Source organism: Aeromonas encheleia (assembly GCF_900637545.1).
Taxonomy (GTDB): domain Bacteria; phylum Pseudomonadota; class Gammaproteobacteria; order Enterobacterales; family Aeromonadaceae; genus Aeromonas; species Aeromonas encheleia.
Window position 1 is genome coordinate 2,275,514 of record NZ_LR134376.1, and the last position, 18,720, is coordinate 2,294,233.

An 18,720-nucleotide genomic window follows, 5' to 3' on the forward strand; every position below is an offset into this window, starting at 1 on the left:
GATAAACAGCGCATCCGATACAGACGAAAAAAGCATTAGCGGGACGCCTTGTCCCATAACAGGCGGGTGTCGAGCATGCGGGCCGACATCATGGTGAGCACCACCACGCCGGCGAAGGCGGTGGCACCGGGGCCCGCTCGCACGTTGAGCAACACGCCGCGATCCACCAGGGCCACCATCAGCGAGATGACGAACAGATCCAGCATGGACCAGCGCCCGATGAAATCGATGATGCGATACATGATGAGCTGACGCTTGCGCCGCACCGGCTTGGCCCGCTGCAACTGCCAGCAGATCCAGCCCAAGCCCAGTATCTTGCCGATGGGGACTATGATACTCGCGGTCAGCACTATGGTGGCGATGCCCGACATCTTGCTGCGATAGAGCGCCATGATACCGCTGAAGATGGTATCGGACTGCAGCAACCCCTTGTTGTAGAAATGGGTGATGGGCAGCAGATTGGCGGGCAGCAGCATGAAGGTGGCCAGCGCCAGCAAGCCCCATGACCAGGCCAGCGAATGGGGGATGCGCATCTGCAAGGGGCTGTGGCAGCGGGGGCAACTCAGCGAAGGCTGATAGCGCACCAGCAGGCCGCAGGTGTGGCAACGGCACAGCCCCAGCTCACGGGCGCTGGTCGGGATCATGGTGTTGCTCCTGCGAGGCTGCTTGCAAGGGTATCCGCTCCCAGTAGGGGGCGGGGTCAAACAGGATCAGCAGCGTCATGTTGAGCAGCATCAGGATCCCGAGGCTCAGCAGCCCGCCCCCCAAGCGCACATCGGCGATGTCGATGAGCTTGAACAGCGCGACCAGCAGGCTGACGATGTAGACCTCCAGCATGGCCCAATGGCGGAACACCTCCACCATCTTGAGGGTCAGGGCCAGTATGCCCCAGCGTTTGGCGATGCCGGAGGCGAGCGCAAAGATCCCCAGCAGCAAGCCGGTCGGCGCCAGCGCGGCGCACCAGAGCACCAGAGCCGCCACCCAGAACTCGCTCTCATCCAGCAATACCATGATGCCCTTGAGCAGGTTGGCATCGGAGTTGACCCCGGCCAGGCGCAGGTAGATCAGCGGCTCGAAGAAGGCGGAAGGCAACAACAAAAAACCGGTGATGGTGAGTGCCATCAGCTGGGAAGGGCGAAAGGCATAGCGCCCGTAGAGGTGCTGATGACAGCGGGGACAATGAGCATGACGGCGCAGCGGCAGCAACTTGCGTTCGATCAGCAAGTCGCAGGCCGGGCAGACGAGCACGGAATGGGGATCCGACATACGATTCAACCTGTTGAAGGAATTGATGAAATTTACCCTAAAAGTGCTCTCCTGTCTTGTTTGGGGCAGGGCGGCGGCCATAAGAAGAGCGGCTCGCCGGCCAGTTGCCGGGGGGAGGGGACATGGCATCCACCCAACAGCGCCGTACAGCAGAAGGCTGCGGCCCAGTCACGATGGGATCTCAGCGCCCCGAAGCATCGGCTCATGGCGTTATTTGCAATACTGTATATGCGTACATATACTTGTGCTCACTATCATGAGGAGGACGCCACTATGGCCGTTGAGATCAAGTATGTTGTCGTGCGTGGGGGAGTGGAGAAGATGACCTTTGCCAGCAAGAAAGAGGCGGATGCCTATGACAAGCTGCTGGATACCGCCGATGAATTGATGACGCTGCTGGCCGGGGCCCCCGTCCAGCTGACGCCCGAGCAGCAGGAGAGCCTGGCCTTTTACCTGGCCGAGCAGCGGGATCTGCTGCAAAACGTGCTGCGCGGTGGCAAGGGGCAGGGGATCAGCCCCAAGGAAGAGAAGGTGGACGTCGAGAAGCCCAAGGGAAAATCCCTCAAGAGTGTGGCCTGAGGCGAGGAGGGCGGGGTGATCTCCTGACAACTCAGATCCGCACCTTGTCTATTCATAAACTTAGAATTCACAGTCATTTTTATCGATATTCACCCGGGGAAATTTCCAACCAGGGTGCATATCCATTGAATAATGTCATGTTGCGCCGCAGCCTGAGACACTAACGCGACCGACCGGCAGTCTATGCCAGAGCAGTCCAGCCGACCCTGATGCCGATAACCCCATTTATCGGCATCAGGGTCGAGCGGCCCCCAATCTCACTTCAGTCCACAAGAACCACAAGCGCTACCATGATCCATCCGTCACTTCCGCCCGCCATGCCGCTGTTCGACAACTTGCTCCATCTGGAGGCGGGCAACCCCCAGGTTAACCAGTATCTGGCCAATCTCAGCCTGGGCGGCGTGCCCGACGCCGGCCTGGTCTATGAGCTGGCCGTCGACTGGCTGCTGGAGCAGCGCCATAGCGAGAACAACTACAAGACCTATCGCAGCGAGCTGACCACCTTCCTGCATTGGTGCTTCAGCGAGGTGGCCATCAGCCCGAAGGATCTCACCAGGCGCATCATGATGCGCTATCTCGACTACTGCCAGGCACCGCCACAGGTGCTGATCGCGTATCGTAACGTGGCCCAGTTCATGCTCGACAAGGAGTGGGGTGAGCGACTGCCCAACCCCCAGTGGCGGCCATTCCTGGGCAAACGGGAACTGGGCCTGGAGCTGCCATACCGCCTAAGCGAGCAGGCGATGAAGACCAAACTCGCCATCTTGTCGGCCTTCTTCCAGTTCCTGATCCAGGAAGAGTACATGGACCGCAATCCGGCGCTCCTGCTGCAGCGGGTGAAACGACCAGTCAGCCAGGATGCCGACGATCAGGGCCAGTCTTTTACCGAATTGCAGTGGTCCTATGTGATGCAGGCCACCGAACAGTTGGCGGACGAATGCCCGGCCCAGCACGAGCGCAGTCGGTTCCTCATCAGCCTGATGTATGCCTGCTATCTGCGTATCTCTGAGGTGGCGGCCAGACCCGGCTTCAGCCCGGTCATGAGCCAGTTTCGCCGAGACAGCAAGACGGGCGTCTGGGGCTATTACATTCCACGCAGCAAGGGCGGCAAGCGGCGCACCGTGGCCGTATCCCAGGCCTTGCTGGAGGCACTCAAACGCTATCGCACCTTTCTGGAACTCTCGCCGTTGCCTGCGCCCAACGAACAGACACCGCTCTTCGTCCGCCACAAGGCGGCAGCCCACGGCCGGGAGCAAGGTGAGCTGAATGCCAACCTCGGGATCCGCCAACTGCGGGACCTGGTGATGACGGTACTGGAGCAAGCGGCCAACCTGGCAGAGCTGGACGGCTTTCCCCAAGATGCGGCCGAGATGCGCCAGCTGACGCCACACTCCATCCGCCATACCGGCATCACCCACGACATCAACTTGCATGGCCGGCCGCTGTCCCACGTCCAAGCAGATGCGGGACACGACAGCATCGACACCACCTCCAAATATCTGCACACCGGCAACAGCGAGCGCCACGAGAGCGCCAACCATAAACCGCTGGATCGTCTACATGAATAACCGCGCATAATGTCCGGTTTGGTTAAATGCCCATTCGAAGCTTGCCGATAAGCCACTCCACGCAATTTTGCTGGTTTATCAGGTATTTACTTGGATGGAACGAGAGTTGACCAAAAACTTCATTTTTCGTTGGTTTGAATGCGGCTTATCCGAAGAGGAAGTCGCAAAACTGTGTTTCGTTTCTGTGAGGCAGGTCACATATTGGGATAAGGGGATAGAGATCCCACCTGCCTATAAACGGCTTATGCGTATGGCATCTGGGCGGGAGCTGCCCACGATCTTCAAGGCCAGGGAAGGCTGGAGGATGAAGAATGACTGCCTGATCGCTCCTAACGGTGTGATGTTCGATAGAAGAAGGATCGAGGCGATGGCCATCATCCAGGCAGAACTGTCAGAGAAGCAGAGAGAGGCATTCCACTGGAGGAAGAAGCTAGGCATCAACTAGACAGGGGAGGGGGCGAAAGCCCCCTTTTCATTTTTGCAGAATGATATGCCATAAGTGCTCAACCAGGCACACCACGAAACAGCATATATCACTACACGATGGTGCAATTACGGTACATACCTACACGCCTAAGCATATTGACTGATTTATCCACCATCAATAGCTTGTTTTGCAACCATTAGTTATTGGATTTGACCCCATAGATCCAGACACTTTTTCCCGCTTAGGGTTGTGATACCCGACTGCGCAGAAATTCCCGGGGTGAACGGTATCCCAAGGCGCTGTGCGGGTGGTGCTCGTTATAATGCTCAAACGCGATGGCCAAATTGCCTACCGCTGTTCGGCTATCTGGTTTCGGCATCATCTCGATATAGTCTCGCTTCATCGTCTTCACGAAACTCTCCGCTATACCGTTGCTCTGTGGGCTTCTCACCGCAGTCGTTCTGGGCTCCAAGCCGATTTCTCGTGCAAACGCGCGAGTCTCATGGGCTCGATACGCCGAACCATTATCAGTCAGCCACTCCACCGGTGATGCCGGCAACACATCCCCGAAGCGACGTTCGACAGACCTCAGCATGACATCTTGCACCGTGTCACTGTCGTAACCCCCAGTACTGGCAGCCCAGTCCAAGGTTTCCCTGTCACAGCAGTCCATGGCGAACGTGACACGTAGTTTCTCACCGTTATCGCAGCGAAACTCGAAGCCATCTGAGCACCAACGTCGATTGCTCTCTTTGACGGCAACACGCCCCTTATGTGCCTGCTGGGTCAATGATGCTGCCGGTTTTCTTTCGAGCAGCAGGCCATGATCGCGCATGACGCGATATACCCGCTTGGCGTTTACCACAGGCTGTCGTGTTGCCTCTGACTGACGCCGTAACAGCGCCCAGACTCGGCGATAGCCATAGGAGGGAAGCTCTGCCATCGCCTCCATGATCCGGCCAAGTAAGGCAGCATCATCACGCTGGCGATGATGACGACCATCTTGCCAACCCGGTTTTCGATGAACACGAACGGATAGCTGCGCACGCGATACATTAAGGGCCTGGCTCACAGCACTTAATCGTCGTCCCCCGGCAACAAGGGCGCATGCGCAATCCATTTTTTTGCTCGGCCATACTCCACGGCTTCTTTGAGGATCTCGTTCTCCATGGTCTTCTTCCCGAGCAGACGCTGGAGCTCTCGGATCTGCTTGATGGCAGCAGCCAACTCTGAGGCTGGAACAACATCCTCACCGGCGGTGATCGCCGTGAGAGAGCCTTCCTGGAATTGTTTGCGCCATTTGAAAAGCTGGTTGGCGTTGACGTCGTGCAAGCGAGCAACATGAGAGACGGTCATCCCGGGCTCAAAGGTCTGCTGCACAATGGTGATTTTTTCTTGCGGAGTCCGGCGTCGACGGCGCTCGGCTCCTGTTAACACTTCGACCATCTTCTCGTTGCGACTAGTACTGAACATAGTTCCAAGACTACCTCTTAAGTTAAGAGGGGCGAAGTGTCAGGATCCTCCAGGGGCCAATCTAGTTATGATACTCGCACGAAGCCATGCTGGAGCTAGTGCGGTACGGGATTTGTTCGTGCAAGCCCTGATGGCACGAACAGAAGCAACATTGATCAGGGTCTATAGTTAACGCGCTGTCGGCAAAGGAGTTGCTAGTGCAAGATGATATTTGTTTTCACCCTGGTGAGTTAGTGAGGTTGCGGAGCGGGGGACCAGACATGACGGTCAATTATGTGCGAGCAAATAATGAGCATGTTGATTGCTCGTGGTTCGACTCAGCATTAGGCCCAGAGCCTTTCTATGCAACATTCAGAGCTAATACACTGCATCTGCGTGAAGCTTTGCCCCGTAGTCGTCTGGATGAACAGCTGCAAGCTGGGCAGGTTGTGAGGCTTCGCAGTGGTGGACCAACGATGACGATTGAGTACTACTCACGAGACAATGGCAGTGAACAGGAAGTGTCATGCATATGGTTTGATGAGAGCAGCCATAAACTCTCTTCATCCCTGTTCCATCTACATGGCCTTGTCATCAAAGATGATCCGCAGAGGATCGAGGCGAGAGCCCCGCAGGGGGTCGTATGAGCTCGACCTGGGAAACATCAACTAGATAAGGGGGCGTAAGCCCCCTTATCGTCTTAGCTTGTGTGACACGTCCGGCAGCAGTGATAGCAGCCGTTAGATTTAGTGTGGCTCAGCTTAGCCTGACGCACAGCTGATGCACAGTTGTCATGGTGCCCCAAGCTGGAGACGTTCGTTGCCTGTGCTAAGTAAGTACAGCTGGAGACATGCACCTCATGATCCCCATTAGGTTGAGCCTTATTGTTCACGTAGTAATGCTGCAGCATAACAACCTCCTTATTGTCAATGAAGTCAATACTATACCATGAGATACGAACAAAAAACATACTGAAAAAGGTCTGTTCGAGACTTACAGGATGATATGTCGTGAATGCTTCACCTGGTGCGCTGCAGGACAGCACAAACCACTAAAGATGTGACCCAGGGGTCCAGGAGGCTCTGTGCAACGAATTCCCCCCGTATTACTATACGGGGGTCAACAATCACAATACAGGGCATAAAAACAAATGGATATTTTTTACAAATATACAGGCTTGTTACCTTTAAGCTATTTTGATGAGCCAACTATAAAGTTATCTCCTACCGCATATTTGAATGATCCTTTTGAATATAACGCATGTGAAAACATAGCGTCATCAATTAAGGAGTTCCTAGAAAAAGTAGGACTAGATGAAAATGCGGTAAATAAAGGAGTAAATGCATGTGAAAAGGCCATAAATATGATGTTGTCTTTGAATGGAATTGTGTCTTTTTCTGAAACGCCTAGAAATAGCCTCATGTGGGCGCATTATTCAAATCAACATAATGGGATCTGTATCGGTTACAAAAGAAATGTATTAGAACATGTGCAGTTAGATGTTCTAATAGAAAAAGAAAAGATGTTTTTACTGCTTTTTAATTCACCTAAAAAAATAAACTATGACAATTTAAGATTTGAATCATCTGGGTACACAGGTGCCGACATTAACACGCTCAGCAAGAATGCGACAATAAATCATCTATTCAAAAAAAGTGACGAGTGGATATATGAAAAGGAACATCGATGCATTATCCCATACGTTAAAGCAAATACACTTGTTGTGACTAATGACAACGCAAGGATTGACAATGAACTTAGCCCTTCAAAATCAAGGGTCAATATAAGCGAGGACATGACATATCAACACCTTATCAGCAATCAATTAGCTGGAGGTTATATTTCAAAAACCCAAACCCCAAACAAATACATTATCAATAGCGATAACATCAACTCAGTTATATGCGCAGCATTACAGTCATCCAAGGACGCAATGCATTTAATAAATATAGATAAGGACGCAATAAAATCTATATATTTCGGGTGTAAGGTAGATAAGAAAGTCATCAAGCCATACTATGATAAACTTCATGATCAATATGAGCTGTATCAATTTCACTTGTCAAAGAAAAGATTTGAACTGATACCAATTAAAATAACATCAAGCATGTTTGACACCCAATAAAAACACATCCACTATTTTCCTCACTCAGATTAGGAAAGCCCAAAGCCGGTTTAGCAGGGAAGGGGGTTATTTCAGCGGAGACGCTCAATGTCGTGAATCACCCCAGGGAGGCAGACACTTGTGGGGCATAGGTCCTCGGGACGCAAGCGCCCTCCGGCAAGGCGTTTATCATGGTTCGCTCAGCTCACCATATGCTGATGGGCTGCGGCAGGTTATGGGAGCCCAACTCCCTGGAAGTCAGTGGCCATTCTTGAGACGAGCGGCAGCAGCACTAGCACGGCGTTTAGCGCGGCAATGGTGCTGCCACTTCACCTCCAGCCCGATAAGGTGGCCCCCAAAGAGCCAGAGCAAGGGAGGCAGCGAGAACAGCGCTACCAGGGCAAAGCAGGTCCAACGAGTCTCGGCGGAATAGCTAGGATTGCTCCCAATGGCTACCAGGATGGCAATATCAATGCAGACAACGACGATGCCAATCACAGCAATCTCCCATTAGAACCGCAGTCATCTTTATGTCCGGTCATCGCTAGACGCCTCGCCATTCTTGGTGCCAGCAAAGAGCGCCCCGTTAACCCGCTTGCGCAGCGCATCCCCGTCAGGGTCGCAATACACATCCACAGACTGCCCCTGGTACTCGATCACCGCATGGCATGCCGTCATGGCCTTCACGCCCACGAAATACTGGGGCCACTCCTCGGCATAGATGGCCTGTTCGTCGTCGCCCTTGCGCAGCGCGAAGCAATACTCGACGTTGTAGACGTCTCGATCACTTTTGGTCAGCACATGGCAGTTGATGATCAGGCGGTAGCCGGCGAACGGCCCTACAGCAAGGACGCCATCAGCAGACGAAGCAGGAGCGCCACCAGGACGTACATCAGCAGTGGGCGAAGCACCCACCGCCCCAGGAGCCGGAGCAGCGGCAGGAGAGGGCGCAGAGGCCTTAGCAGGCGCATCAACATATTCAGGCTTGATGAAGCCAAAGTATAAACAGAGTCCCCAAATCGCCAGAATAAAGAGAACTTTAGGATCTCGCAGTACCGAACTGCCCGCGATTGTATCCGAGACCTTACCGGTTGTAGTCGAGTCATAAAGCTTGAAAACATATTTCGGCACCTTATTAAATGGCTTGGCTTGCAGCACATCCGAAATAGAGGTGCCGGAGTTATCGGAGAGGTGGAGCACAGTCTTATAACGGCCACCGATACCCAATACCGCCATATTGGTATGACGAATCGCCGTTTCGGCAGCTGCACGGATTACCTGGTGAACCTTTTTGATGTTCGGAGTCGTTAATACAAAGTCCCAGTTATGGTGACGGTGCATATCAAAGGCCACTTCGATAGTTTCCGGTCGGCCATCATCTTTAGCGACATCTGGCCCACCAGGATAAGCGAGCCTGTCCAGGTCACTCTGGCGCCATGCTGGCGGAAATACCCGTTGCACCTCATCGACCAGGAAAAATGCCCCCTTGGGCGCCCAATGATAGAACCGCGCCAAACGGTCGCGGCCTTCCTGGGATTCGGTCTCGATATAAAGCACCTCAAAGCCATCGGGTACATCCTTACCAAGCACCTCACGGCAACGCTCGACCGAGAAGCCGCGCACGTTGGTAATAATGAAGCGGCCCGCTTTGATAGCCGGGATCACATCGGTATGAATGGCGCCGGACGACTTATAAGAACCAGGAGCACCGTGATGGATTTTAATCGACATGGATCACCACCCGAAGATATTAAGCATAAAGCGTGTCACAAACGCCTGAGTCATCACCGACAAGCCCTTATCGAAGTGCAGATAGAGCAATATATCGCGCACCGACTCCGGTAAATTATTGAAAGAGGTGGAGATCAAATCGCTGAATTGCAGGTTAATCAGGATTTCCCTGGCAACGTCCCAGGAAAACATTAGCATGAATAATTTAAACTCCACCCACTGAATCGCCATCTTAACCGTAATCCAGGCAGTTACCTGGACAGTGAGGTTATATATGTCGTTGAATAACCCGTTGAACAAATCCCCTAACCATTCCATGATTTACCTCCTGACCACTATCATTAACGCAACGAAGTAGAAAATAAATATCATGATGGCTGCCAATATTTCCCAATAGCCATCCACCTGAGGGCAAACAGAATAAGACTTGCCGCCCATTGAAAACATATCAAAGCATTTAGGGGCCGCCCCTGACCCGCTGAGATTGAATTTGAATATATCGGCGACCTCTTCCTTGATGCCCTTGTAGGCATTTTTTAACTCTTCCTTGCTCTCATCATACTTTTTATTTATCTGACCCTGGTCAAAGAAGTATTTCACATCACCAGAGCACAATGTGGATTCATAGTCAGCCTTAGCCACCTGCAACGGATTTTGGGCCGAGCCAGGCATCTGAGAATAATCAACACCTGCACCACCTGAAGCTTGACCAGCTTGCAATAAATCGACCACTGCGAATAAATTTTAATTTATCCGCCCCAGCGTATCAGACTGCGCAGAGTTAGCCTTTACAATGTCAGCACTAATAGTGCGAAGTGAATTTCTAGAATGCCAAGTGTAATCAGAAATTTGATCTACAGATGACTGCATATCCTTCATGGCTACTGAAATAGAAAAAGGCTTATCATCCGAATCACCGCCATCAGGCTGGCCATCATGATCGCAATCATTGTTCTTGGGATTGGTGACGCAATTAGTTAAGTACTGCAACGTTTCTTGCGTTTTCACCAGCGACGTAAGCATTTCAAATTCAGTTTTTCCAGATGATTCATTATTGCTAATTTGCGTTCTTAACGCATCAGTCACCTCCATCAAATCTCGACTAAAGGTAGTAAACGTCGCCCCCATCTGCTTATTTTGCGTAAAATTGGCATTAGCAAATAGACGAAAATCCGAATCAAGCTGCCTAAGCCCTGACGTTGTCATTTCTTGATTTTCACCGCCCACGGAGATAGGGCTCTGAACCTGCTTAAACAGTGTCCCTAGGGGATCCCATGGGCCGCCGCCATCACCACCACCAGGGTCACCGCCATCTCCACCCCCATCGCCCCCACCGAGCTTGCATTCACTGCCCGTCGTTTCCATAGGGCCCTTGGTGCCATCAATAGGGAACTCGACGCACACACCCGGACAAGCCACCTGACAGCCGCCCAAGCTGGAAGATTCCCATTTCACGCAGTAAGGCAGTGCCGTGCTTATCGGCACGTTGGACAGCTTGAGCCCAGCCGGACAGCTCGCAAACGCCCCCAGCGGCAGCAGAAACAGCAAATAAAGGACTCTCACACGACCCCCAATAAAAAAGGCGACCGAAGCCGCCTTATGTCATATCGAAAACGATGATCTGTAGCCTTCGACAAAGAACAGAAACCACAGCGTCCCGATGAGCAGGGACATGGCTTAGGCCTTGCGGATGAGCCCGATGAGGATGACGCACGCCACCACAGAGGCGACGACCATCATCACCTTGGGCGAGGTGGTATCCACATCGGCCTTGGCCGCATCCAGGGCAGCAGCCGCAGCGGCAGCCGCGCCACCAGTTTCAGCATTCGCAGCCATTGCAGACATGGAACAGGTCAGGGCAATACAGCCATTGCGGAAATAGTTTTGCATTTCGATTTATCCTCTTTTTGCACCTACGATTAATCGGGCAATTGCGCCCACTTTTAAACCCAGAGCCCATATAACAATGCCAGAGCTAAAGGCTATTCCTACTTCCGTCATATCGAACTGAAACCAGTTGGATATATCGGTGAGTTTGGAATGCTCCTGGAGAGTCAGGAGCACATATTGACAGCTATCCGGCTGAGCGAGTCTGATATATCCCTCAGCGGTAATATCCGTGCAGATCATGGTTTTTCCACGCTATCGTCGTCGGTCGCTGCGCGCCCTCGCTCCTCCTCCTCAGCGCGGCATATTAAAGAGGCTTCTTGGTTGCCTGGAAGGCCACCACCACGTTGCGGGTCGGATTGCTGGGGTCAGCTTCCAGGACAAGATCCACCGCCACCAATTTAGGGCAGTCAGACAGCTCTTTAATAGTGGCCGCGTCATTACGCAAGGCCAATTGGCGCACCTCATAGCCCCAGGAGGTGATATTGCACTCCGGCTTGTTCACGTTATTTGCAGGTGCCAGGTATTCCACCTGGGCAAAGTCATAAGGAACAGGCGAACCGGATTTACGGGAGACGCCATAACCATGAGTCACGCGAGTGACCAGAACACCGGACAGAATAGACATAGATATTACCTCGTTGAAGAACCTTGATTAGGTCGTAAATAATGGCAGCTCACCCACATCAGGCGGGAGCGGCATCGTTAACCGCGCTGGAATATCCAACGGTTCCAGGTGCGCTGTTAATTGGTTAACGATCTTGTCAGGGGATAACCCCTCAATATTCGCTAACCAATTGACAAGGCGGCCCGCCATTCTCGACATATTGAATACGGCATTATCCCGCGATGTTTTAAAACGGTTTTTAAAGGTGGTGATCCGAATTGGCTCATTCTCTACCTGGGCGACTTGTTCCAGCCATTTGGCGAACTGCGGATACATGCCCGCAAAATAGGGGTCTGGGTTAATCAGCACATCCAGCGGAATGATCCGGTCTTTATTGTGCAGCTCGCCTTCGGCGCGTACCCAATCTGGGAAATCAGCCGACTGCATCTGTTTGCCTTTCTCATAGATGCGGGCGCACTTGCCATTGATACGACTGCCCACGTAGAACGAGCAGCCCTTGGAGGGCTTGAGGCCGTAGCGCTTGACGATGCCCTTGGCGACCTCAGAGGGGACGATCTCGCCGGACTGGATGGCCATCCAGCAAGGGGCATTGCCCCGTTGCGGGTGGAACTGACCAGACTCGGCCGCATCGACCGCCTTGAGGTAGCTCACCGTCTTGCCCTGGTAATCGTCCAGGGCCAAATCGACCCGGGTGATCCGAATGCCAGGAATGTGAGAGATAACGTCATGCAGAGCCGGCAAGTCGAGGGCCGCACAACCCACGCCGGAAAAACTCACCATGCAACCGTGGTTGGCCGCACCCCAGGCAATGAGGCCACAGGGCAGACCATCACACAGCAGGTCGGCAGAGTGAGCGTAACCGTGCAGACCGGAGCGGCGATCCCGTTTGCTGAACCGAGGGGAGGGGATAGGCACCCCAATCCGCTGATTCAGCTCCTCAAGCCAGAAATCGATCTCGGCGCAGCAGAGCGCATCCAGGAACTGGACGCCGTAGCTGTCGATGATGTCGTTATAGACGTGCCAGTATTTCGCATCGGCCACCACCTCGAACTCGGAGAAGTCGAGCAGGGCAGAGCAGACCGCCTTGAGCTCTTTGCGCATGTCGGCGCGAGACTTGTAGTCCGAGTGCAAGGCCCGCTCCATCATTTCTGTCATGGACGGGGTACACACAGGGGAGGGTGCCTTGATGATGGGCTGCGACTGAGCGGCAACCTTCTCACAAAGGCGCGCCGTGACCTTATCGAAGTGGGTGAGGGGATTGAACCCGGCCGGGCGCTTCCACAGGTAACGCAGGCCCTCAACGGGCGTAGCAGAGAAGGCGGCCTGGATAGCCTTGTTCTGACTCTCAAAGCGCGGGATGGCCTTGAGCAGTGCGCCTTGCTTGGCAAGGTCGGTCATCCGGCGCAATTCGTCCGGTGCCCAGGTGAAAGACAGAAAGTCGATCAGGGTTTTGTTGCCGATAACCCCATTTATCGGCATCACGGAGCTATGACCAGTCATCGAAAAATACTCCCTGGTCATAGAAGCCTTGCCAGGTCTCCTCAGTCACCTCGACCAGCTCGAAAGCGGTGTCGGGGTACGTCATGGACAAGTAGATCCGCATCTCATGCAGGTCGCGGAACATCTCGACCTGGCCCGCCACACAAGCGGAAATGTCGCCCGTGGGCTCATCCTGCCAATAGACCTTGCGCTCCAGGAGCGCAGGCAGATCGGTGTTTTGTGGGCTAGAGTGGGTCATGTGTTATCTATTTAATTAGTTACTTAAGCGCATTCAATCATGTAACCATCTAAATAGAAACGAGCTGATTTTCGCCAAAATGGGTATGATGGGCCGATTGTCTAACTACTCAGGAGACAGAAACATGGACTCTAAAACACTGATTGAGGCCTACATGAGGGCCAAAAAGTACAGCCAGTTTCAGGAAGTAGCCGCAGACCTAGGATTTACCAGCTCTTACATCTCATCCATCAAGCATGGAAAGGCGCAACTCACTGATGCGACTGCAAAAAAACTCGCCGAGGAAATTGGCCTCGACGTCAGCGAAGTGCTAATCAGCATGGCTGCCGTGAGAGCCACCGATCCCGAGCTAAAGAAGGCTTGGTACGAACTCCTGGCAAAGTACACAAAGGGAGCCAGTACGGCGCTAGCCCTTGGTGTGACGGTACTTCTGGCGCCAATGACCGGGCCTGACCTGACCGCGCATAATGTATATTATGTTAAATGATATGATCTTGTTTCCTGTTCCCGCTAATCGAACTGTGTATAATGGAAACAATTGATCCTATCCCCGACCGGATGTCTTAAGTGGCTGAATTAACATCAGAACAATTAAAACCCGCTTTTGCGATTGAGCAGTTTCCTACGCTCAGCGAGCTCGATCCCATCCCTTTTGCCGCCTTACAACCCAGAGCCATTTCTGGCATCAAACGACTGGCCAGTTTCGACGGTGACTGCCCGGTCATGCTGCTCAACGGCTTCCCGGGGGCCGATTATGAGAATGTCTGCCAGACGCTGATCGCTGCCTCCAATGGCAAGGATGGCGATCTGTTCGATCTCTGCTACACGGAGAACCTCAACAACCCGTTCAAGCCGATCTGGCTGCGCCTGCAACCCGGCAGCGGTTTCGAGTTTTGCGAGATGGTTGGCGAGCTGCTCAAGCTGATGAGCCATCATCTGGATGCCGAGCGTCTGGTCACCCGGATCATCCGCAAACAGAAAAATGACCCCAAGATCGTGGATTTTCTCTCCGATCTGGCGGCGCACGTGGCCCAGGGGCTCGAATTCCAGCATCCGGTGCTCATCAATCTGTTGATCCATCATGAGGACCAGCAAGCCCCCGTCATTTATGGCCGGGACCTGAACTGGGACACCCTGTTCGGTTCGATCAACTACCAGACGGAACAAGGCTCGGTCTATGCCAACCAGCATCTGCTGGAGCCGGGCCTGCTGCGAGAAGCCAACGGCGGCTATCTCATCCTGCAGCTCGACGAGCTGCTCGATCAGCCCCATCTCTGGTTCAAGCTCAAGAATGCCATGCAAAAAGGCGAACTGGACTGGAACGCCTATCAGGAAGGCAAGACCCTGACCCCTTTCTTTACCCCTGAGGCCACCCCGATCCGGTTCAAGCTCATTCTGGTTGGCGACCGCCTAGAGGTGGCCGAGTTCCAGATGCTGGACAGGGACATGTCGGAGCGTATCTTCCTGCGGGCCGATCTGGTGTCCGAGGTGAACATCGAAGAAGATCTGCCCGAGTTCCTGCAATACCTGGCCTGGTTGCGGCTGCGCTGGAACCTGCTGGACTTCACCCCGGGTGCCCTCCTCGCCCTGTGCCGCCATGCCAGCCGCCTATGCGACCATCAGGAGTGGCTCGCCCTCTCCGAGGTGCAACTCGGCGCCATCATGCGCATGGCCGACAGCCTGGCTCGCGAGCTGGAGGCAACGACCGTCACCGACGAACACATCCTGCTTGCCCTGGAAGAGCAGGATTACCGCCTCAACTATCTGGTGGAGCAGTCGGATCAGGGGGTGATCGATGGTCAGATCCTGCTGCAGACCGACGGTGAGGAGATCGGTCAGATCAACGGCCTGTCCGTCATTCAGGTGGCCGGACACCCCTATGATTTCGGTGAGCCCGTCCGCCTGACCGCGACCGTGCACCTGGGGGATGGCGATGTGGCGGATATCGAGCGCAAGGCCGAGCTGGCTGGCCACATTCACGCCAAGGCGATGATGATCATCCACGGTTATCTCTCCAACAAGTTTGGGGCCGAAAACCCCTCGCCGCTCTCGGCCAACCTGGTGTTCGAGCAGTCCTATCATGAGATCGACGGCGACAGCGCCTCCCTGACCGGTCTGTGCGCCCTGCTCTCCGCCCTCGCCCGCCAGCCCATCTCTCAGCGCTTCGCCGTGACCGGCGCGGTCGATCAGTTCGGCAATGTGCAGGCGGTGGGTGGCGTGAACGAGAAGATCGAAGGCTTCTTCCGGGTGTGCAAGATCCACGGCATCACCGGCAAGCAAGGCATTATTCTGCCCGGCACCAACGCCCAGCAGCTCAACCTGTCCGATGAGGTGATTGCCGCCGTCGAGGCGGGTCAGTTCCATATCCATCCGGTGGATCATGTGGAAGAGGCCATCGAGTTGCTGACCGGCTGCGTGGCGGGTGAGCCGGATATTCCGGATACCCTGTTTGGCCGGATCCAGGACAGACTGGATGAACTCAATGGCACCGCCCCCAAGAGCGGGCTGCTGCGCAGCCTGCTTGGCCGCCTATTCGGCCTGTAAATAAAGAGATCGGAGTTGTTTAGCGCACAACTGTACGCTAAATTGGCCCGGCTTTGACTCATATGAAGGATAAACAGCGTGACCCTAGATAACGACACCATTCAGCCCCGCCTTTCCCTGTGTGAACAAGGCAAAGAATCCTTTACCCGTGACGAGCTGCTTGCTTGCAGCCGCGGCGAATTATTCGGTGAAGGTAACAGCCAACTGCCCGCCCCCAACATGTTGATGATGGATCGTATCGTCAGGATCACCGACAACGGTGGCGAACATGGCAAGGGCGAGATCATCGCCGAACTCGATATCACCCCGGACCTCTGGTTCTTCGACTGTCATTTCCCGGGTGACCCCGTCATGCCAGGCTGTCTGGGTCTGGATGCCATGTGGCAGCTGGTTGGCTTCTTCCTGGGCTGGAAGGGTGGTCCGGGCAAAGGCCGCGCCCTCGGCGTGGGTGAAGTGAAGTTTACCGGTCAGATCCTGCCGACCGCCAAGAAGGTCACCTACAAGATCACCTTCAAGCGGGTCATCAATCGCAAGCTGGTCATGGGCATCGCCGATGGCGTGGTCGAAGTGGATGGCCGCCCCATCTACAGCGCGACCGACCTGAAAGTGGGCCTGTTCAAGGACACCACCGCATTCTGATATGTGACCTGCGCGCATAAGGTCAAGGGGCTGAACATGGCCCCTTTTCCTTTTTCAGGATGGGTGACCAGAGTGATCTTGCTCGAGAGGGAGCTTCTCGGGGAAACGTAAAGGGGCCAGCACGGCCCCTTTCCTTTTTTGATGAGTGATGAAGTCTCGGTTACTTCATGAAGAGGCCTGAGCCTCGCCCCTCCATGGCGTCGCGCCAACCACCAAGCCAGTGCCCTCTGGCATCCAGGCATTGGTACGGACACGCTTCTTTCTGTTTGCCGACTACGCCAGCCTGATAACCACGAGCGCGAGCTCTTTCCAGACGGTCCCGTTTCTGTCTCTTCATCATCTACGACCCTCTTCGTGGAACAAAAAAGCGACCAAGTTTTCACCGGTCGCTTTCATCTTTACCCCACGGGGGGAACAGGGTCAAACAAAAAATGTCATGTTATTCCGGCATTGTGACACAAGGTGCTGAACTGCATTAATTTTTCATTACCCCACTTTTTATCGCGGGTGGCGGCGCAGCCAGGCAAAAGGCAAGGCCAGCAGCGTCAACCAGAACAGGCTGCCACCACCGCCATCACCATCCTGACTAATCGGGTTATCGACCGGTACGTTGCTGACAATATGAGCGGCCGGGTCATTACCCTGATAATCCTTCACCGCCGGCTCCAGCTTCACCGCAACCACTGTAGCACCGGTGCGATTATTCAGATCACTCTCGCTGCTGTAGCGATAGGCGGTCGCGGCGATGGTACCATCGGGGCTGATGCCGCTGGCGTAGGCGATATGATAGTAGGCCCCCTTCTGGGAGCACTGCTTGGCGCCGGCATCGTCCAGACCACAGATCAGATCGTTGAGATACCAGTTGTTACCAGTAACCGCATCGAGCAGGAAGCCTTCCTGCATGCGGTTGGTACCGTTGGCCACAGGTTGCTTCTGATGGCGGGAGTCACGCCAACCAACTACCATATCGCGATCGTTGATGGCAGCCGCTTCCGAACTGGCACCGTTGATGGGCTTGTCTTTGAGCGGTACGCTAGCATTGATAGTCGGGTTGCTGAGGTTGAATACAAACATTTCGACGGGACGGTTCTGGCTCTTATTGGTACCAAAACGCTGATTACCGATGATGTAGCCATTGGCGTTGATGCCGATAGCCCAAGTACTACGCAAGCTAGCATCCTCATCATCATCCGGCTTACCTTCATCTAAGGGAATAGCCTTGGCTTCGCCAGCCGACTTCTTAGCCAGATCCAGGGTCCAGTAAGTAGCGAGATCCAGACTGTGCTCATCCATCTCTTCCGCGGTAGCGGAATAGCCTACCGCGACCCAGCTGCCATTCTCTTGCTTGACGGCCTGAGCAGCAGACGCGGTTTGTACCATGTCATTGCTGTTGTTGTAATAGCTAGTCGGCTGGAACAGGGTAGCAGAGCCATCGTTCACCAGCCAGAAAGCGGCCTGAGTGTCAGTGCCCGGGCAACGGAGGTAGTCACCAAAGTTGTCATCGTCACCACTGAAGCAATCTCTATATTCATCCGTATCGACCGTGCGGTTTTTGCCGGTAGCAGCAGTGCCGGTCACTAGATATTGACTGCCACTGACCAAGGCGACACTGGTGGCACTGCTCAGCACGTTGGTGTTGTTCACCTTGTAACTGCCATCCAGAGGAACCTGACCATTATTGTCGATCACGACGAAGGCGGTACGACTGTTGGCCAAACCCTCGACCGCATTTTTGCTTGCCTTGTAGCCTACGTAGGTACCGCTATCCGGCCCCATGGCCAATGCCAGACCATCGGTCTCATTGCCAGAGACACCGAAGCTGTCACGCTGGGGAGTAGAATCAAGGAAATCACGGCGCCAGCTGTAGCCATAGTTGGCGTTATCTTCCCAAAGGGCGTCACAGACGTCACCGGATAGAATACAGGCCTGCTCGAAGCGGAAGCGATCCACCAAGAAGTCAGAGAAGGGGGCCATTGAGAAGAAACTTCCCGCATCATTCTTCGGTTTCACCGCCAGTACGCTATTGTCGGCACTGATCCCTGTCGCATAGCCCTGCCCTACTTCAGTAATGGTGAAAAAGGGGCTCTGTGCCGCCTGTGCATTGAGGCTGGCGCCGACCAGGATGGCCAGCATGGATAATTGCTTTTTCATCTACTT

The 18,720-nt window shown here is 54.1% G+C and carries 21 protein-coding genes; 8 read left to right on the forward strand and 13 right to left on the reverse strand.

The features are described 5' to 3' along the window. Positions 1–35: 35 nt before the first annotated feature. On the reverse strand, positions 36–644 hold the full coding sequence (locus tag EL255_RS10560; RefSeq protein ID WP_042654755.1) for a paraquat-inducible protein A: 609 nt from the start codon (positions 642–644) through the stop codon (positions 36–38). Then, positions 622–1,266 (reverse strand): paraquat-inducible protein A, encoded by a 645-nt coding sequence (locus EL255_RS10565; RefSeq protein ID WP_042654754.1) that lies wholly within the window; start codon positions 1,264–1,266, stop codon positions 622–624. Before EL255_RS10565 ends, EL255_RS10560 begins: the two co-directional genes overlap by 23 nt. 273 nt (positions 1,267–1,539) lie before the next feature. Between EL255_RS10565 and EL255_RS10570 the strand changes: the two genes are divergently transcribed. The 3 genes from EL255_RS10570 to EL255_RS10580 all read left to right on the forward strand — a co-directional run bounded on the left by EL255_RS10570 (position 1,540) and on the right by EL255_RS10580 (position 3,858). Beyond that, complete coding sequence (locus EL255_RS10570) at positions 1,540–1,845, forward strand: YebG family protein (protein ID WP_042654753.1); 306 nt, start codon at positions 1,540–1,542, stop codon at positions 1,843–1,845. 317 nt (positions 1,846–2,162) lie between these two features. Then, positions 2,163–3,413 carry a tyrosine-type recombinase/integrase gene (locus EL255_RS10575; RefSeq protein WP_170176031.1) on the forward strand — a complete coding sequence of 417 codons (1,251 nt, stop codon included), beginning with the start codon at positions 2,163–2,165 and terminating at the stop codon, positions 3,411–3,413. A gap of 94 nt (positions 3,414–3,507) precedes the next feature. Next, positions 3,508–3,858, forward strand: a complete 351-nt coding sequence (locus EL255_RS10580; protein WP_042654751.1) for a hypothetical protein — start codon at positions 3,508–3,510, stop codon at positions 3,856–3,858. 223 nt (positions 3,859–4,081) lie between these two features. Here EL255_RS10580 and EL255_RS10585 read toward each other — a convergent pair. After that, positions 4,082–5,286, reverse strand: a protein-coding gene (locus EL255_RS10585) for an IS3 family transposase (RefSeq protein WP_126623264.1) whose coding sequence is annotated in 2 segments (ribosomal slippage) — positions 4,082–4,968 and positions 4,968–5,286 — 1,206 coding nt in all. Because the reading frame shifts where the segments join, the coding sequence is not laid out codon by codon here. Positions 5,287–5,510: 224 nt separating this feature from the next. On the opposite strand from EL255_RS10585, the gene EL255_RS10590 reads away from it, so the two are divergent. Continuing rightward, positions 5,511–5,939, forward strand: coding sequence for a DUF2158 domain-containing protein (locus EL255_RS10590; protein WP_084228352.1), 429 nt, complete (start codon positions 5,511–5,513; stop codon positions 5,937–5,939). Positions 5,940–6,442: 503 nt separating this feature from the next. After that, a complete protein-coding gene (locus EL255_RS10600; protein WP_084228354.1) occupies positions 6,443–7,417 on the forward strand; it encodes a DUF2971 domain-containing protein in 975 nt (324 codons plus the stop codon). A gap of 507 nt (positions 7,418–7,924) precedes the next feature. Here the strand turns inward: EL255_RS10600 and EL255_RS10605 are convergent. The 8 genes from EL255_RS10605 to EL255_RS10640 all read right to left on the reverse strand — a co-directional run bounded on the left by EL255_RS10605 (position 7,925) and on the right by EL255_RS10640 (position 13,380). After that, a complete protein-coding gene (locus tag EL255_RS10605) occupies positions 7,925–9,127 on the reverse strand; it encodes a zonular occludens toxin family protein (protein WP_084228355.1) in 1,203 nt (400 codons plus the stop codon). Positions 9,128–9,130: 3 nt separating this feature from the next. Next, on the reverse strand, positions 9,131–9,445 hold the full coding sequence (locus tag EL255_RS10610) for a DUF2523 family protein (protein ID WP_042653773.1): 315 nt from the start codon (positions 9,443–9,445) through the stop codon (positions 9,131–9,133). A gap of 3 nt (positions 9,446–9,448) precedes the next feature. Beyond that, positions 9,449–9,859, reverse strand: coding sequence for a hypothetical protein (locus tag EL255_RS10615; protein ID WP_126623324.1), 411 nt, complete (start codon positions 9,857–9,859; stop codon positions 9,449–9,451). 12 nt (positions 9,860–9,871) lie between these two features. Beyond that, positions 9,872–10,675: a hypothetical protein gene (locus EL255_RS10620; RefSeq protein ID WP_126623325.1), complete on the reverse strand. Its 804-nt coding sequence runs from the start codon at positions 10,673–10,675 to the stop codon at positions 9,872–9,874. A gap of 129 nt (positions 10,676–10,804) precedes the next feature. Then, entirely contained in the window at positions 10,805–11,017 is a 213-nt protein-coding gene (locus EL255_RS10625) for a hypothetical protein (protein WP_042653774.1), read from the reverse strand. Positions 11,018–11,321: 304 nt separating this feature from the next. Beyond that, complete coding sequence (locus EL255_RS10630; RefSeq protein WP_042653776.1) at positions 11,322–11,642, reverse strand: hypothetical protein; 321 nt, start codon at positions 11,640–11,642, stop codon at positions 11,322–11,324. Between the two features lie 27 nt (positions 11,643–11,669). After that, on the reverse strand, positions 11,670–13,142 hold the full coding sequence (locus EL255_RS10635; RefSeq protein WP_042653777.1) for a replication initiation factor domain-containing protein: 1,473 nt from the start codon (positions 13,140–13,142) through the stop codon (positions 11,670–11,672). After that, complete coding sequence (locus EL255_RS10640; RefSeq protein WP_042653778.1) at positions 13,129–13,380, reverse strand: hypothetical protein; 252 nt, start codon at positions 13,378–13,380, stop codon at positions 13,129–13,131. Before EL255_RS10640 ends, EL255_RS10635 begins: the two co-directional genes overlap by 14 nt. Before the next feature lie 124 nt (positions 13,381–13,504). Between EL255_RS10640 and EL255_RS10645 the strand changes: the two genes are divergently transcribed. The 3 genes from EL255_RS10645 to fabA all read left to right on the forward strand — a co-directional run bounded on the left by EL255_RS10645 (position 13,505) and on the right by fabA (position 16,563). Further along, the gene (locus EL255_RS10645; RefSeq protein WP_042653779.1) at positions 13,505–13,867 is read left to right on the forward strand and encodes a helix-turn-helix domain-containing protein; all 363 of its coding nucleotides are present in this window, start codon (positions 13,505–13,507) and stop codon (positions 13,865–13,867) included. A gap of 80 nt (positions 13,868–13,947) precedes the next feature. Then, positions 13,948–15,924 (forward strand): Lon protease family protein, encoded by a 1,977-nt coding sequence (locus tag EL255_RS10650; protein WP_042653780.1) that lies wholly within the window; start codon positions 13,948–13,950, stop codon positions 15,922–15,924. Positions 15,925–16,002: 78 nt separating this feature from the next. Then, positions 16,003–16,563 carry a 3-hydroxyacyl-[acyl-carrier-protein] dehydratase FabA gene (fabA, locus tag EL255_RS10655; protein WP_042653781.1) on the forward strand — a complete coding sequence of 187 codons (561 nt, stop codon included), beginning with the start codon at positions 16,003–16,005 and terminating at the stop codon, positions 16,561–16,563. A gap of 160 nt (positions 16,564–16,723) precedes the next feature. On the opposite strand, the gene rmf is transcribed toward fabA, so the two are convergent. Beyond that, complete coding sequence (rmf, locus tag EL255_RS10660) at positions 16,724–16,903, reverse strand: ribosome modulation factor (RefSeq protein WP_005315693.1); 180 nt, start codon at positions 16,901–16,903, stop codon at positions 16,724–16,726. Positions 16,904–17,061: 158 nt separating this feature from the next. Further along, a complete protein-coding gene (locus tag EL255_RS10665) occupies positions 17,062–18,714 on the reverse strand; it encodes a DUF3466 family protein (RefSeq protein ID WP_042653782.1) in 1,653 nt (550 codons plus the stop codon). Positions 18,715–18,720 lie beyond the last annotated feature (6 nt).